Annotated in this window: 16 protein-coding genes; 8 read left to right on the top strand and 8 right to left on the bottom strand. The window is 73.0% G+C overall.

Annotation, left to right across the window (positions count from 1 at the left end):
* Positions 1-105: 105 nt before the first annotated feature.
* Positions 106-1,377: a zinc-dependent metalloprotease gene (locus GA0070562_RS16235; RefSeq protein WP_091423230.1), complete on the top strand. Its 1,272-nt coding sequence runs from the start codon at positions 106-108 to the stop codon at positions 1,375-1,377.
* Positions 1,378-1,477: 100 nt separating this feature from the next.
* Here the strand turns inward: GA0070562_RS16235 and GA0070562_RS16230 are convergent, their stop codons facing one another.
* Complete coding sequence (locus GA0070562_RS16230) at positions 1,478-2,107, bottom strand: hypothetical protein (RefSeq protein WP_091422228.1); 630 nt, start codon at positions 2,105-2,107, stop codon at positions 1,478-1,480.
* Between the two features lie 109 nt (positions 2,108-2,216).
* Complete coding sequence (locus GA0070562_RS16225) at positions 2,217-2,738, bottom strand: M48 metallopeptidase family protein (RefSeq protein ID WP_091422225.1); 522 nt, start codon at positions 2,736-2,738, stop codon at positions 2,217-2,219.
* Between the two features lie 473 nt (positions 2,739-3,211).
* Between GA0070562_RS16225 and GA0070562_RS29980 the strand changes: the two genes are divergently transcribed.
* From GA0070562_RS29980 to GA0070562_RS16215, 3 genes are all read left to right on the top strand, one after another.
* A complete protein-coding gene (locus tag GA0070562_RS29980) occupies positions 3,212-3,379 on the top strand; it encodes a DUF5679 domain-containing protein (protein WP_007464795.1) in 168 nt (55 codons plus the stop codon).
* Between the two features lie 177 nt (positions 3,380-3,556).
* Positions 3,557-4,669 carry a TOMM precursor leader peptide-binding protein gene (locus GA0070562_RS16220; RefSeq protein WP_139135464.1) on the top strand — a complete coding sequence of 371 codons (1,113 nt, stop codon included), beginning with the start codon at positions 3,557-3,559 and terminating at the stop codon, positions 4,667-4,669.
* A gap of 10 nt (positions 4,670-4,679) precedes the next feature.
* Complete coding sequence (locus GA0070562_RS16215) at positions 4,680-6,026, top strand: ABC1 kinase family protein (protein ID WP_091422220.1); 1,347 nt, start codon at positions 4,680-4,682, stop codon at positions 6,024-6,026.
* A 314-nt stretch (positions 6,027-6,340) separates the two neighbouring features.
* Here the strand turns inward: GA0070562_RS16215 and GA0070562_RS16210 are convergent, their stop codons facing one another.
* From GA0070562_RS16210 to GA0070562_RS16200, 3 genes are all read right to left on the bottom strand, one after another.
* Positions 6,341-6,706: a WhiB family transcriptional regulator gene (locus GA0070562_RS16210; RefSeq protein ID WP_091422217.1), complete on the bottom strand. Its 366-nt coding sequence runs from the start codon at positions 6,704-6,706 to the stop codon at positions 6,341-6,343.
* Positions 6,707-6,836: 130 nt separating this feature from the next.
* Positions 6,837-7,091 (bottom strand): hypothetical protein, encoded by a 255-nt coding sequence (locus GA0070562_RS16205; RefSeq protein WP_091422214.1) that lies wholly within the window; start codon positions 7,089-7,091, stop codon positions 6,837-6,839.
* Positions 7,092-7,220: 129 nt separating this feature from the next.
* Complete coding sequence (locus GA0070562_RS16200) at positions 7,221-9,344, bottom strand: ATP-dependent DNA helicase UvrD2 (protein ID WP_091422210.1); 2,124 nt, start codon at positions 9,342-9,344, stop codon at positions 7,221-7,223.
* A gap of 91 nt (positions 9,345-9,435) precedes the next feature.
* Here GA0070562_RS16200 and GA0070562_RS16195 point away from each other — a divergent pair, with 91 nt between their 5' ends.
* Complete coding sequence (locus tag GA0070562_RS16195; protein WP_091422205.1) at positions 9,436-9,678, top strand: mycoredoxin; 243 nt, start codon at positions 9,436-9,438, stop codon at positions 9,676-9,678.
* 58 nt (positions 9,679-9,736) lie between these two features.
* Here GA0070562_RS16195 and GA0070562_RS16190 read toward each other — a convergent pair whose 3' ends face one another.
* On the bottom strand, positions 9,737-10,990 hold the full coding sequence (locus tag GA0070562_RS16190; protein ID WP_091422199.1) for an MFS transporter: 1,254 nt from the start codon (positions 10,988-10,990) through the stop codon (positions 9,737-9,739).
* 202 nt (positions 10,991-11,192) lie between these two features.
* Between GA0070562_RS16190 and GA0070562_RS16185 the strand changes: the two genes are divergently transcribed.
* The 3 genes from GA0070562_RS16185 to GA0070562_RS16175 all read left to right on the top strand — a co-directional run bounded on the left by GA0070562_RS16185 (position 11,193) and on the right by GA0070562_RS16175 (position 12,950).
* Complete coding sequence (locus GA0070562_RS16185; RefSeq protein ID WP_091422195.1) at positions 11,193-12,173, top strand: helix-turn-helix domain-containing protein; 981 nt, start codon at positions 11,193-11,195, stop codon at positions 12,171-12,173.
* Between the two features lie 71 nt (positions 12,174-12,244).
* Entirely contained in the window at positions 12,245-12,484 is a 240-nt protein-coding gene (locus GA0070562_RS16180; RefSeq protein ID WP_091422192.1) for a DUF397 domain-containing protein, read from the top strand.
* A 196-nt stretch (positions 12,485-12,680) separates the two neighbouring features.
* Entirely contained in the window at positions 12,681-12,950 is a 270-nt protein-coding gene (locus GA0070562_RS16175; protein WP_091422188.1) for a hypothetical protein, read from the top strand.
* 155 nt (positions 12,951-13,105) lie between these two features.
* On the opposite strand, the gene nudC is transcribed toward GA0070562_RS16175, so the two are convergent.
* Both nudC and GA0070562_RS16165 read right to left on the bottom strand, forming a co-directional pair.
* Positions 13,106-14,053 carry an NAD(+) diphosphatase gene (gene nudC, locus GA0070562_RS16170; RefSeq protein ID WP_091422184.1) on the bottom strand — a complete coding sequence of 316 codons (948 nt, stop codon included), beginning with the start codon at positions 14,051-14,053 and terminating at the stop codon, positions 13,106-13,108.
* Positions 14,050-15,378: a M16 family metallopeptidase gene (locus GA0070562_RS16165; RefSeq protein ID WP_091422181.1), complete on the bottom strand. Its 1,329-nt coding sequence runs from the start codon at positions 15,376-15,378 to the stop codon at positions 14,050-14,052. The genes nudC and GA0070562_RS16165 overlap by 4 nt, the downstream gene beginning before the upstream one ends.
* Between the last annotated feature and the right edge of the window lie 21 nt (positions 15,379-15,399).

The raw sequence follows: 15,399 nt of genomic DNA, 5'->3' as shown, positions 1-15,399 counted from the left end.
GTACCGATCCGCACCCCGCCGCCCGGCGCGGTGACCCGAGGACTTCGCCCTCAGCGCAACGCCGACTGGCACGACCTGCGGCGCGGCCCGCGTACCGTAGACGTCGTGCCTGATATTCCGTTCGGCTTCGCGCTCCCGGGTGGTCAACCACCAGACCCCAACGATCCCGCGGCGATGCAGCAGTTCATGTCGCAGTTGCAGCACCTGCTCTCGGCGCCGGGCAGCGGGCCGGTCAACTGGGACCTCGCCCGGCAGGTGGCCGCCAGCCAGCTCGCCGCCGCCGGCGACCCGGCGGTGTCGCCGTTCGAACGCAACGCGGTCGAGGAGGCGCTGCGCATCGCCGACCTCTGGCTGGAGCCGGCGACCTCGTGGCCCTCCGGCATCCGCACCTCGGTCGCCTGGAACCGCAACGAGTGGATCTTCAAGACGCTCGACGTGTGGCGCAAGCTCTGCGACCCGGTGGCCAGCCGGATGGTCGGCGCGATGGGCGACCTGGTGCCGCCGGAGGCCCGCGCCCAGCTCGGCCCGATGCAGTCGATGGTCGCCACGCTCGGCGGCGCCCTCTTCGGCGGCCAGCTCGGCCAGGCGCTCGGCTCGCTCGCCGCCGAGGTGCTCTCCGCCGGTGACATCGGCCTGCCGCTCGGCCCCGCCGGCACCGCCGCGCTCGTCCCCGCCAACATCAAGGTGTACGGCGAGGGCCTGGAGCTGCCCGAGGACGAGGTACGCCTCTACGTGGCCCTGCGCGAGGCCGCCCACCAGCGGTTGTTCCAGCACGTGCCGTGGCTGCGCGGGCACGTGCTGACCGCGGTGGAGAACTACGCCGCGGGCATCCGGGTCAACCGGGAGGCGATCGAGGAGGCGATGGGCCGGGTCGACCCGACCGACCCGGAGTCGATGCAGGCGATCGCGCTGGAGGGCATCTTCACGCCGGAGGACACGCCCGCGCAGAAGGCGTCGCTGGCTCGGCTGGAGACCGTGCTCGCCCTGGTCGAGGGCTGGGTCTGCCACGTCGTCGACAGCGCCGCCGGTGACCGCCTGCCCAACGTCGTACGCCTCGGCGAGGCGTTCCGCCGTCGCCGCGCGGCGGGTGGCCCGGCGGAGCAGACGTTCGCCGCGCTCGTCGGCCTCGAACTGCGGCCCCGCCGCCTGCGTGAGGCGACGGTGCTGTGGGCGGCGCTGACCGAGCACCGCGGCATCGCCGGCCGGGACGCCGTCTGGGGCCACCCGGACCTGCTGCCCTCCGACGACGACTTCGCCGCACCGGAGGCGTTCGCCACGACGAGCACCGATCTCGACGACGAGCTGGCGAACTTCGACTTCTCCGCCCCGGGCGCCCCGGAGGAGAAGTCCCCGGGCGAGGACGACGACAAGCGCTGACCGCGCCCATCCCGTCGATCTTGGAGTTGTGGCGCCCAGGATGTCCTGAGTGCGGCTCTTGTCAGGTGCCACAACTCCAAGATCGTCGCGTCGACGGGTGTCAGACGGGGCGGCCGGACAGCAGGGCGCGGGTGGTCTCCCAGCCCTCGACCGCTGGATCGAGGGCGGCCAGGTCGGCCGGGCCGCGCATCCGGCGCCAGCCTGCGGTGACCGCCACGTCCCCCGGGCTCGGTGCCGCCCGCCGCACCTCGGCCGGCTCGGTCGTGTCCAGGTCCAGCGCCGGCAGCCACGCCGGTACGGGCAGCCGCGCCGCCACCCCCAGCAGTCCGGTTCCGCCTCCCTCGGCCGGGGCCAACGCCACCGGCCGGGTGGTGAGCGGCCGCAGCAGCTTGCCGAGCGTCAGCCCCGGCACGTCCGGCGCATCCGCCGCCACCACTGCCACCTGGTCGTAGCCGCCCGTCTTCGACGTGTGCCGCCCGGCTGCCACCGCCGCGAACACCGCGTTCGGCGTCGGCTCGGTCACCTCGTACACGGCGGTGCCGGGCCAGACCACCGCGTCGGCCAGCCATCGGTCCTGGGCCGTCACCGCGACTGCGGTCTCCACCTCGTTCAGCGTGGCCAGCAGGTCGACCACGTCCTCGGCGAGCGCGGTACGCCATCGCGCCGGCTCGACTCCGGGCGGCGACCAGGTCACCGGGCCGAGCAGCGCCACCACCACACGTCGCGACATTCGCCGACCTTAACCCCACCCCCACGCGGACCCGCGCGCGATCACGAGGTTGGCGGTGACGAAGTGGACGAAACGCCGGGTCAACTTCATGATCGACGCACGGCAGAGGTCAGGGGATGGCGGCGGTGGCGGCCACGCCCTCCAGGTAGCCACGTGCACGCTCCGACCTCGGGTAGCGGGCGACCAGTGCCCAGAACTCGGCGTTGTGGCTGGGCACGATGAGATGCGCCAGTTCGTGCAGCAGCACGTAGTCGATCACCCAGTCGGGCATGTCCTGGACCCGGTGCGAGATCCGGATGGTGCGGTCGGCGGGCGTGCAGGAGCCCCAGCGGCCGTTCTGGTTGGTCACCCAGCGGACGCTCGCCGGCGCGGCGGCCGACCCATATTCGGTCAGGTAGAGGTCGATCAGGCGGGCGGCGCGGGCGAGCAGTTCGGCGTCCGAGCGGGCCAGCCGGCCCTCGCGGGCGGCGAGCCGGGCGAGCATCCGGTCGACCCACTCGCTCTCCTCGGCCCGGGAGAACTGGTCGGGGATCAGCACGACGACGCGCTCCCCGTCCCGGTACGCGGACACCGTGCGCCGCCGACGCTGGCTGCGCCGCACCTCGACGACGGGCTTCCGCGTCACGGTCATTACCGGTCCGCGCAGCCTCGGTTGACTGTCACGATGGAAAGCTAATGCGTACTGACCAGGACTCCGCAAGAGTCAACACGACGACACGCGCCCGGAAAGTGGCGGTTGATTGTCAGGAGTCCGGAAAAAATTCTTTGCGACGGTAGCTGACCATCACCTGACCGGCCCTGTTCACGTTAAGTGATCTACGACGAGCGACAGTCGGCGGGGCCGCACGAAGCGGATCTGGGCGCTTCACCCGGCGTGTCCGCGCGAAACTGACTTATCCGACGTTACTCGGCATGCACACTCTCGACGTCGACTTGCTCACAGAGTCGGCGCACAGCTGACATGGAACCGCCCGTACCTGGGTAGGGTCCGCCAACCACGGTCAGGCGACTGACCGCGGAGAACCCCCGGCGCCGGTGCCACGCGTGGGCCGCCGCAGGGAGACCCGCCGGGACACCTCCGGCGGACGAGACGAGGAGGCTACCGTGGCCGACCAGGCCCAGACCTACAACGGTTACTGCGTGAAGTGCAAGGAGAAGCGGGACTTCGAGGGGCACGTGGAGGTCTCGAAGACCGGCATGAACATGGCCAAGGGCAAGTGCCCGGTGTGCGGTACAACAGTGAACCGCATCCTGGGCAAGGCCAAGGTCTGACCCGTACGGCAGACCCGGGGAGGGCGGCTGTCGGCCGCCCTCCCCGGTCGGGTAGCCGACAGAGTTACCGGCTGGTTGTGGAAAACCGGCGAGATCCTGTGGACAACGCTGGCCACGGCTCGCCGCACCTGTGGACAACGAGCGACGGAACGAGTGGAGACGGTCACGATCAGTGGCGTGACCGATCCGACGCCGCTCGTCCGTCCCGTCCTGCTGCCCGGCCTGACCCGGCTCTGGCGCGACCGGCACACGCTCCAGCTCGGCGAGTCGCCCGGCCGCGCGGTGCTGCTGGAGATGTCCTCGCCGGGGACGGCCCGCCTGCTCGACCTGCTCGACGGCACCCGCAGCGAACGCGCCGTGCTGGCCGAGGCGGGCACCGCCCGGGTTCCGCCCGACGAGGCACGCGCCCTGCTCGACACGCTCCGGGACGCCGGGCTGGTGGTGCCGTCACAGGCCCTGCTCCCCCGTGACCTGGCCGGAGCGGCCCGGGCCCGGCTGGCCGCCGAGGCCACCGCGCTCGCGCTCGCGTCGCCCGACCTGCCCGGCACACCGGCTCGGCTGCTGCGCCGCCGCCGTACCGCCCGGGTGCTGGTCACCGGAACGGGACGACTCGGCGCGGCGGTCGCCGTCGCGCTGGCACAGGCCGGCGTCGGGCACGTCGTACCCGATCTGGCGGGTCCGGTCGGTGCCGGTGACCTGGTCGGAACCGGCCTGACCGCGGCGGAGCTGGGCCGGCCGCTGGCTCCGGCGGTACGCGCGGCGCTGGAGCGGTGTGCGCCCGGAACTGTCACCGGCCCGTCTCGGGCGACCCGGCCGGACCTCGTGGTGCAGCTCGGCGTCGACCGTCCGGCCGAGCTGCTCGCCACCGGGTACGCCCGCCGGCGTCAGCCCCACCTGCTGCTCGACCTGCGCGGCGGCGTACCGGTGGTCGGTCCGCTGGTCCGCCCGCCCGTCGGTCCCTGCCTGCGCTGCCTCGACCTGCACCGCGGCGACCGGGATCCGGACTGGCCCGCGCTCGCCGCCCAGCTCGCCGCCGACCGGGGCGAGCGGGCCTGCGCCGCCGCCACCGGGCTCGCCGCGGCGGCCTTCGCGACGGCCGAGGTGCTGGCCCAGCTCGACGGCACCCAGCCGGAGACGCTGGGAGGCGCGGTGGAGATCCGCGGTCCGGGCCGGATCCGCTACCGTCGGTGGCCGCCACACCCCTCCTGCGGTTGCTGCCGACGTCGCCCGATCCGGTCGGCCCCGGCCGCTACCCGCCGCACGGCAGCAGCGGAGGCCCCGAGTCAGTAACAATGGCCGGGTGACCGACATCCCGCGCCGGGCCGTGTCCCGCACCGCCAAACTCGCCGCCCTGCCGCTCGGGTTCGCCGGTCGAACCGTCCTCGGCATGGGCAAGCGGGTGACCGGCCTCGCGTCCGACGTCATCTCCGCCGAGATCCAGCAGCGCACCGCCGAACAGTTGTTCAGCGTGCTCGGGCAGCTCAAGGGCGGGGCGATGAAGTTCGGCCAGGCCCTGTCGGTGTTCGAGGCAGCACTGCCCGAGGAGGTCGCCGCGCCCTACCGGCAGGCGCTTACCAAGCTCCAGGAGGCCGCCCCGCCGCTGCCGGTTGCGACAGTGCACAAGGTGCTCGCCGAGCAGCTCGGCCCGGACTGGCGCGACCGGTTCGTCGAGTTCGACGACACCCCGGCCGCCGCGGCGAGCATCGGCCAGGTGCACCGCGCGGTCTGGCGCGACCCGGGGTACGGGCCGAACGGCGGCCCACAGCACCGGGACGTCGCCGTGAAGATCCAGTACCCGGGTGCCGGTGACGCGCTGCTCGCCGACCTCAAGCAGCTCTCCCGGCTCGGCGGCATGTTCCGGGCCATCCAGCCGGGGCTGGACGTGAAGCCGCTCCTGGCCGAGCTGCGCGAGCGCATCACCGAGGAGCTGGACTACGAACTGGAGGCGGAGTCGCAGCGCGCGTTCGCCGCCGCGTACGCCGACGACCCGGACATCTTCATCCCGGAGGTGCTCGACGCTGCGCCGCGGGTGCTGATCACCGAGTGGGTGGAGGGCATCCCGCTGTCCCAGATCATCCGGGAGGGCACCGAGGAGCAGCGCGACGAGGCCGGCCGGTTGATGGCCGAGCTGCACCTGTCAGCGCCGGAGCGGGCCGGGCTGCTGCACGCCGACCCGCACCCGGGCAACTTCCGGCTGCTCCCGGACGGCCGGCTCGGTGTGATCGACTTCGGGGCGGTGGCCCGGATGCCGCAGGGCACGCCGGAGCCGATCGGCCGGATCGCGGCGCTGGCGCTGCGCGGGGACGCCGACGCGGTGGTGGAGGGGCTGCGCTCCGAGGGCTTCGTCAGCCGCACCGAGTCGATCGACGCCCCGGCGGTGCTCGACTTCCTCCGTCCGATGCTGGAGCCGATCGCCGCCGACGAGTTCCGCTTCACCCGGGCCTGGCTGCGCGGCGAGGCGACCCGACTGGCCAGCCCTCGCTCCCCCGCCTACCAGCTCAGCCGGCAGCTCAACCTGCCCCCGTCGTACCTGATGATCCACCGGGTCACGCTGGGTTCGATCGGGGTGCTCTGCCAGTTGGAGGCGAAGGCGCCCTACCGGTCGATCCTGGAACGGTGGCTGCCAGGCTTCGCGCCGGTGCCCTGAGCCTCCAGGGCCAGCAACGGCGAAGGGGCGGTGACCTGTCGGTCACCGCCCCTTCCTCACGCGATCGTTCTACAGAACGCCCAGGTCGCGGGCCGACTGGCTGCGACCCCGCATGGCGACGGTACGGGCGGAACGGGTTGCCTCAGTGCTCGTGGTGGTGCGACCGGCCTGAGGCCGGCGCATTCGGGCCCTGGACAACGCTTCGTGGAGTAGTTGCATCTCGAATCCGTTCGGCAGGTTCAGCATCAGAATTTCTCTCTCAGGTCGGCCGGTGGAGGGACACCGGCATCGGTCGGTTTCGGAACGTAGGTGTGTCAGGCTGCCAGCCGGACGGAGTTACGCGACTCGGACAGCCCGCTGGCCGCCAGTCGCGCCTCCGCCTCGACCCGGAGCTGCGCGTCACGGGCGAGGTCCTCCTTGCGCGGACGGCCACGGGGCCGCTTGCGCGGGACGACCGCGCCACGCTCGAAGATCTCGCCGCCCCAGACGCCCCAGGGCTCGGCTCGCTCCACCGCCCCGGCCAGGCACTCGACGCGCAGCGGGCAGTCCCCGCAGAGCGACTTGGCCAGCTCGAGCTCGGCGGGCGAGTCGGAGAACCACAGGTCGGGGTCGAACTTCCGGCAGGGCAGGTTCGCCTCCACCTCGACGCTCACGTCGAGTGGGGCCAACGCCAGACTCATCCTCCGGTCACCTCTCTCTCACTTCGATCTCGTGGATCGCATTCCGACGTACTTCGGCGGGGCAAAAAACTGAGGCCGCGGATCCCGGTAGCGGGTTCCGCGGCCTCGAGGTGAGCCGGTGTCTGATGGATCAGACCGGTCTACCTCGAGGTGGAACGCCGCGGACATCCGTGCGCTTCTTGGCGCCATCGATGCCCATGCCCGCGAAGCCACTGGTCCCCTCGACTCCGGCGATCGGCGCAACGGTCAGGTTCAGCTCGGCCTGAACCTGGACCTGGTGCACCTGCGGAGCCGACGGTCGAGCAGCGAGGGCCACCCGGACGGCCGACAGCGGAGCGACGGCAGACGGCATCGCCGCAAGACGCTCATAAGTGAAGATCACCATTGGTGCCACCTCCCTACTCTCCTCGTGCCGACCGTGGACTCATCCCCTTTGAGCAGCCAGAACGGCGCCGCTCGCGAGGTGTGTCATGAGGCTATTCCTCGCCCTCGGGCGAGGGCAAACGATTTACGGCTACTTTTCAGAAGTTTTCTGTGGGCAGACGTCGTCCACCGTGGCGCCCGCCACCAGGGCGAGCACCGTATCCCCATAAAGCCCGACTTTTCGGGGCCCAATCCCGGCGATCGCCACCAGTTCCTCCGTGCGGCCGGGCTTCCGCTCGGCCAGCGCGGTGAGCGTGGCGTCGGTGAAGACCACGTACGCCGGCACCTTCTGCGCGCCCGCCACCCGCTGCCGCCACTCGCGCAGCCGCTCGTACAGCTCCTCGTCGATGTCCGACGGGCAGGTCGGGCAGCGGCCCAGTTTCCGGTCCGCGCCGGCGAGCAGCGTGGCGCCGCAGATCCGGCACGAGACCACCTGCGGCCGGCGCCGCTCGGCCCGCCGCGCCGGCCCGGCGCCGCCCGCCCGCTCACCGCCGCCGGACCGGTCGAGCTGGGGCAGGAACCGGGAGGGCCGCCGGGCCCGCCCGCCCGGCGAGCGCGCGGTGGCGTACGACAGCCAGAGCCACTCCCGGGCGCGGGTGATCCCGACGTAGAGCAGCCGCCGTTCCTCCTCGACCTGCTCCATGGTCTTCGCGTACGTGGTGGGCAGCGTGCCCTCGGCCAGCCCGACCAGGAACACCGCGTCCCACTCCAGCCCCTTCGCCGAGTGCAGCGACGCGAGCGTCACCCCCTCGACCGTGGGGACGTGCTGCTGGGCGGCCCGCCGGGCGAGTTCCTCATTGAACCCGGTCAGGCCCGGCTCCGCCTCGGGCTGCGCCGCGTACTCCTCGGCGAGCTGGACCAGCGCGGCGAGCGCCTCCCACCGCTCCCGGGCGGCGCCGCCGGGCGGGGGCGCGTCGGGCGCCCAGCCGACAGCGGTGAGCGCCTCGACGACAGCGGCCGGCAGCGGGGTTCCCGCGTCGGCCGACCGGGTGGCGGCGCGCAGCGCGATCATCGCCTGGCGTACCTCGGGCCGCTCGAAGAACCGCTCCGCGCCCTGGAGCACGTACGGCACCCCGGCCTCGGAGAGCGCCTTCTCGTACGCCTCGGACTGCGCGTTGGTGCGGAACAGCACAGCGATCTCCCGCGCCGGGGTGCCGCCCGCCACCAGCGCCCGGCAGCGCGCCGCGACCGCGTTCGCCTCGGCCGGCTCGTCGGTGAAGATCCGCAGTTCCGGCTCCGGGCCGGGCCGGCGCTGGCCGTGCAGCTCCAGCCGCAGCCGCGCCTCGGCGCCCCGGGCCTGCGAGATCACCGCGTTGGCGAGCCCGACGACCTGCGGGGTGGAGCGGTAGTCACGGACCAGCCGGACCACAGTCGCGCCCCGGTGCAGGCGGGGGAAGTCGACCAGGTACGACGAGGTGGCACCGGTGAACGAGTAGATCGTCTGGCTGGCGTCGCCGACCACCGTCAGGTCGTCCCGGCCGCCCAGCCACGCCTCCAGCAGCCGCTGCTGGAGCGGGTTGACGTCCTGGTACTCGTCGACCACGAAGTGCCGGTACTGGTTGCGCACCTGCTCGGCCACGTCCGGGTGCTCCTCGATGCCCCAGACCGCGGCGCGCAGCATGTCCTCGAAGTCGATCACCCCGTTGCCGCGCTTGAGCCGCTCGTACGCGTCGAACACGTCGGCCACCCGGGCCGGCTCGTACGGCGTCTCGCGCAGCGCCTTGGCCGCGGCGACCACGTACTCCCCGGGCTCGACCAGCGACGACTTGGCCCATTCGATCTCGGCGGCCAGGTCCCGCGCGGCGGCCCGGTCGGCGCGCAGGCCGACCTTGGCGGCGGCGAGGGTGACCACCCGCACCTTGCTGTCCAGCAGTTCCGGCATGGCCCGCCCGGCCAGCAGCCGGGGCGCGAAGTAGCGGACCTGCCGCAGCGCCGCCGCGTGGAACGTGCGCGCCTGCACGCCCTGCACCCCGAGCACTGTGAGACGGCTGCGCATCTCGGCGGCGGCGCGGGCGGTGAACGTGACCGCCAGCACATGCCGGCCGGCGATGTCGCCGGTCAGCGCCCGGTACGCGATCCGCGAGGTCACCGCCCGGGTCTTGCCGGTGCCGGCGCCGGCCAGGATGCAGACCGGGCCGGCCGGGGCGGTCACCGCCGAGCGCTGCTCCGGATCCAGCCCGGCCAGCACCCGTTCCGCCGCTGAGTGAACGCCCACAGCAGGGAATCATCCCAGCATCGTGTGACGTTGCAGCGGTTAGCCTGGCCTGATCGGACCGGGCGCGAGCCACCCCTTGGAGGACCAGACCATGCTGACGATGTATTCCACCCCGTGGTGCGGCTACTGCCACCGGCTGAAGTCGCAGCTCGACCGGGAGGGCATCGCGTACGAGGTGGTCGACATCGAGCAGGACCCGGCGGCCGCGGACTTCGTGATGAGCGTCAACGGCGGCAACCAGACCGTCCCGACGCTGCGCTTCGCCGACGGCAGCGCCCTGACCAACCCCTCGATCACGCAGGTCAAGCAGCACCTGGCCGCGCTGCCCGGCTGATCCGCCCGCGACACCACGAGCGGCCGTACCCGATCCGGGTGCGGCCGCTCGCCGTCGTTCAGGACCCCCCGCGACTGAGCACCCCGTCGTCGGCCGGCCGCCGGGGCGCCGGGATCCGGACCGGCCCGGTGACCGGCGTGGTCAGCCGACGGCCCCGCCACAGGTAGACGCCGGCCGCCGTGGTGACGGCCCCCACCAGGGCGAACAGCAGCCGGTAGTCGAACACGCCGACGAGCAGCGCGCCGGTGCCGATGGAGAGCGCCTGCGGCCCGCTGACCAGCGCCTCCGCCGCGGCGGTCACCCGGCCCAGCAGCCGCGGCGGAGTCCGCCGCTGGATCAGCGTGTTCAACCCCACCATCGTCAGCGGCAGCGAGAGGCCGGCCAGCAGCAGCGCCACCACCCCGAGCCACAACCGGGGGTACGCCAGCGCCAGCGCGGCCGGCCCGAAGAACGTGACGCCCGCGGCGAGCGCGCCGACCTCGCCGAACCGGCGGACCACGGCGGCCGAGAACAGGCCGCCGACCAGTCCGCCGACGCCCTGCACCATGACCAGCACGCCGACGAACGCGGCGTCGCGGTGCAGGCCCAGATCGACGTACGCGAAGATCAGCGACTCGGTGAAGCCCATCACCAGCGAGCCGAGCCCGTACCCGAGCAGCGCCCGGCGCAGCGCCGGCTCCCGGGTCAGGTGGCGCAGCCCGGCGCCCAGCTCGGACGGCCCGCGACGACCGGGCCGCGACGGTGCGCCCTCCTCCACGCGCAGCCGCCCGACCACCGCCGCCGCGGTCAGGAAGCCGGTCATGGCCAGCAGGACCAGCAGCCAGCCGCCCACCGCGGCGTAGACGCCGGCCCCGGCCAGCGGCCCGATCAGCCGCAGCCCCTGCCGGACGGTCTGCAGCAGCCCGTTCGCGTCGGCCAGCAGATCGGCCGGAACCAGCTGCCGGATCAGTCCGTTGAGCACGGCGGTGAGGGTGATGTACGAGAGTCCGTAGAGCGCGGCGACCACGTAGATCACCCAGACGTCGGAGCGGTCCCGGACCGTGAGCAGCGGGCCGAGCAGCACTGCTGCGACCAGGTTGGCGGCGATGAAGAAGGGTCGCCTGCGGTAGCGGTCGACCACCCACCCGACGAGCGGGGCGAGCGCCATCGGCGCGATGACCGCGAAGATGGTCGCCCCGGCCATGCTGTCCGAACCGGTCAGATCCTTGACCCAGACGGCCAGGGCGAGCAGCAGGACCGACTCCGCAGCCATGCTCGCGACGAGCGCGGCGAACAGCAGACGGAAGTCGGGGCGGCGCAGGACGGTGCGCATGGGTTCCCTCCGGCGGGGTGCGCCACCAGGGCGCGTCGGGGGCGGGCGCTGGTGAAGACGCCCTCCACAGTCCTCTTTTTGTCTCGTGACACGCCCTTGCCGGAACCTCCGACGCCGGTCGCGCCGTCCATACTGACCGTGGGGGGCGAATTTCATACAGTTACCGTCGCGTCAAGCGACGGTCGACGGGAAAGAGGACGCCGTGCCTCCTGCCGTACCAGGCCCGATTCTGCGCCGTCGTCGACTCGGCACCGAGCTGCGTCGGCTCCGCGAACAGGCCGGTCTGACCGGTGACCAGGTCATCGAGCGGATCGGCTGGGCCTCCGCATCCAAGTTGTCCCGTCTGGAGAACGGCCGCAGCCGTCCCGACCCGGACGACGTGGACGTGTTGCTGACGCTTTACGGCGCCGACGAGGAGCAGCGCGCGGAACTGACCGGGATCACCCACGAGGCCGGCGACATGCGCGGCTGGCTGCGCAACTTCCCGGTGATGACCCAGCAGCAGCGCGCCTTCGCCGAGCTGGAGGCCGGTTGCGCGGAGATCTCCGAGTACAACCCGGTGCTGGTGCCGGGGCTGTTGCAGACGCCCGGGTACGCCCGGCACCGGATCATGTCCGCCGCGCAGGTCGCCGCCGAGGCCGGCGACCCGGAGAGCGAGGATCCCGAGACCGAGGTACGCGCGCGGCAGGCCCGGCAGTCGCTGCTGACCCGCTCCCCCGAGGTGCCCCGCTACACGGTGGTGCTGGAGGAGGCCGCGCTCGGCCGGCGGGCCGGGCCGCCGGAGGTGCTGCACGAGCAGCTCGTCCACCTGTGCGAGATGGCGCTGCTGCCGAACGTGACGCTGCGTCTGCTTCTGCGGGACACCCGGGTCGGTGACTGGTACCTTCCGCCGACCGCGTTCTCGGTCTACCGGTTCGCCGATCCCCTCGATCCGGAGACACTCGCGATCGAAGGTGGGTTCACCGACGTCATGTCGACCGAGGTAAACACCCTAAATCGCTATAAAGTGGTGTTCGAGTGGCTATGCTCGTCGGCACTCTCCGCATCGGACACCCTCTCCTGGTTGATCGAGGCGACGGGACGGCTGACCGGCACGGCAGTCGAGTCCACGGTGGCGTACGGGGCGGCAACGGCGCCGACCCAGCGGCGCCGGGACTCGGGGCGCCTCACCACGGAACGGTGATCCGGCACGGACACCGCCCGCGCTCCGGCGTCGCTCGGTCCCATCGGAGCACCTCACCAGGAGCAAGCACCATGAACGAGACCCACACCAGCACGACCGCCCTCTCGGGACGGCTCGCCGGCGCCGCCTGGCGCAAGAGCACCCGCAGCCAGACCTCCAACTGCGTGGAGGTCGCGCCGCTCGGTTCCGGGCCGGCGACCGTGGCGCTGCGGGACAGCAAGGACCCGAGCGGACCGGTCCTGCTGTTCGACCGGGCCGGATGGCTCGGCTTCCTCACCGGCACGAAGAGCGGTCAGTTCGATCTGGACTGATCCGGCGAACCACGGGGGGCCGTCGGCGCGAGCCGGCGGCCCCTCGCGCGTCCATCCCCGACAAGGGTGCTGACCTGGGATCGCCCGATCGGTCGAGCTGGCGCGTTCCCCTTGCCGGGCGGACACATCGGCGTAACATGACGCGGGAGTGACGTGGAAGTTCCAGCGTGTAACCGCCGATTGTCCGGGGGACACCATGCGGTTCCTGATCGTCCGCACCGAGATCCGTACCGCCGCCGACGCCGACATCGCCGCCGCCTGGGCGGGCGGGGGTCGCCTGCGGGACGAGACGTGCACGCCGGAGCCCCGCCGACAGGTCGTCCACGCCGAGGACCGGGACGCCGCCCTCCTGCTCGCCCGCGCACTGTCCGCAGTCGGGGCCGTGCGCGCGGGCCGGCACCGGGTCAAGGTGCTGCCGATCGATGAACCCGCCCCCGGGCACCCGTACCGCTGGCACGGTGGATGACCGGACGCTGACGTCCGTCGTGGCCGGACCGGCCTCCCCCGCCGCTTTCCCGCCTCACCCGGCCTCGACGGCACGTGTTCCCGGCCCGCGACCGTCGCGGCAACGACGGTCCGGGTCGGGGCCGCGTCCACCCGCGACGGCGGCCGGTCAGGCGGTCAGCAGTGGCCGTCGAGCCAGCGATGCACCAGGAACAACGCGATCGACGACGGCGGCGGCAGGACCAGCCGGTCTCCCCCGCCCACCGGCACCGGCTCGTCCGCGAGCGCCGCGCCGATCTCCCGGCGGGTGAACCAGCGCGCGTGCGCGATCTCGGCCAGGTCGACCCGGATCGGCGCGTCCGCGTCGGCCTTGGCCAGGAAACCGAGCATCAGCGATCCGGGGAACGGCCAGGACTGGCTGCCCACGTACGCGATCTCCTCGACCGGGACGCCCACCTCCTCGCGGACCTCGCGCAGCACGGCGGCCTCGGCCGACTCGCCGGGCTCGACGTATCCGGCGAGGCAGGAGTAGCGGCGCTGTCCCGGGGTGCGCGGCCAGGCCGCGTTGTTGCCGAGCAGGCAGCGGCCGTCCGGGCCGTCCACACCGTCGTGCACCAGCACGATCATGGCCGGATCGGTACGCGGCCAGACCCGTCCGCCGTCCGGATCGATCCGCGACCAGCCGGCCTCGTCGGCGCTCGTCGCCTTGCCCGTCGTCGACGAGTACCCGTGCCGCAGGTGCCAGTTGAGCAGCGCCAGCGCGGTGGTGAACAGGCCCGCGTCCCGGTCGGTCATCAGGTGGCCGACCTCGCGCAGGTGGGCCGGACGGGTCTCGGGAAGCGCCGGCAGCGGCCCGTCCACCGCGAACACGGGTACGCCGTCCGGCTCGACGCCGAGGAACATCGGCACCGACCGGGGCACCTCGGACAGCTCACCGGGGCCGACCAGGACCAGCTCCGGCGGAGCCGACGCGCCCCGGACCAGCGCCCGCCCCTCGACGGTGGAGTCCAGCACCAGCACCCGGGCCCGCTCCCACGCCTCGGTCAGCCAGCCCGGATCGGTACGCCGGTGCGCGGCCCGGTCGAGCGTCGACCGGGCCAACGGCGGGGCGGATTCGCCGCTCATGCGGATTCCGTACGCACCGGTGTCAGCGCGGCGAGCGAGTCGGCCACCCGCTCGGCGTCGCCGAGCACGACGGTGACCGCGCGGGCCGGGGCCAGGTAGCGGGCGGCCACCTCGGCCACGTCGTCCACAGTCGCGGCGGCCAGCCGGGCGGCGTGCTCGGCGAGGAAGTCCAGCCGCAGCCCGTTGCCGGCGTACGCGCTGGTCAGCGACGCGAGACCGGCCTGGGTGGACATGCCGAGCTGGAGCGTGCCGAGCGCGTACTGGCGGGCCTGCTCCAGCTCGTCGGCCTTCGGCGGCACTGTCGCCAGGCGGCCCAGCTCGTAGTTCGTCTCCACCAGCGCCGCCGCGGTGACCTCGGTGGCCACCTCGGCCCCGGCGACGAGCAGCGAACCGGCCACCGAGTGCTCGACGAGCGAGTGCGGCCCGTACGTGTAGCCCTTGTCCTCGCGGATGTTCTCCACCCAGCGGGAGGAGAAGTAGCCGCCGAAGATCAGGTTGGCGAGCTGCAACGCGGCGTGGTCCGGGTGGGTACGCGGCACCGCGGGGAGCGCGAGGCGTACCGAGGACTGCACCGAGCCGGGCCGGTCGACCAGCAGCAGGGGACCGGGTTCCAGCGGCGGCGCGGGCGGCAGCTCGGCGACGTGGCCGTCACCGCGCCACCCGGCCAGCGCCTGCTCGGCCGCGTCCAGCGCCCGCTCCGGCGCCACGTCGCCGACGAGCACCAGCACCGCGCCGGCCGGATGCACCCGCTCGGCGTGCAGCCGGCGCAACGCGGCCGGGCGGACCGCCCGGACCTGGTCCGGGTCGGGCGTCTGCACCGCGTACGGGTGCCGGCCGTACACCCGCTTGAGCAGCGCGGTGCGGGCCAGGTGCGACGGCTGGCTCTGGGCGACCTGGATGCGGTCGACCAGCCGGTCCCGCTCGGTCTCCACCCAGTCGGCCGGGTAGGTCGCCCCGGTGAGCACCTCGGCGAGCAGCTCCAGCATCCGGTCCAGGCCGGTGACCAGGCCCGCGCCGGAGAGCATCAGCCGGTCCGGGTCGAGACCGGCGGTCAGCCCGCCGCCGACCTTCTGCAGCTCGGCCGCCAGTTCGGTGGCGCTGTGCGCCTCGGTGCCGGAGAGCATGGTCTGCGCCAGCATCCCGCCGCGGGCCAGGTGCGTGCGCCCGAACGGCATCCACAGTCGCAGCTCGACGAGCGGTACCGAGGAGCGGCGTACCGCGATCACGGTGAGGCCGTTGGCAAGCGTGCGCTCGGCCTGCTTGGGCACCTTGAGGCGGCGGTTCGGGCCGAGCGCCGGCAGCGGCCGGACGGTAGTCGTAGTCACTGGGCCATCTCCGTTCGCGAC

The organism is Micromonospora tulbaghiae (genome assembly GCF_900091605.1).
Taxonomy (GTDB): domain Bacteria; phylum Actinomycetota; class Actinomycetes; order Mycobacteriales; family Micromonosporaceae; genus Micromonospora; species Micromonospora tulbaghiae.
The sequence above is the reverse complement of the archived record's forward strand: the minus strand, read 5'-3'. Positions and strand labels throughout refer to the sequence as shown.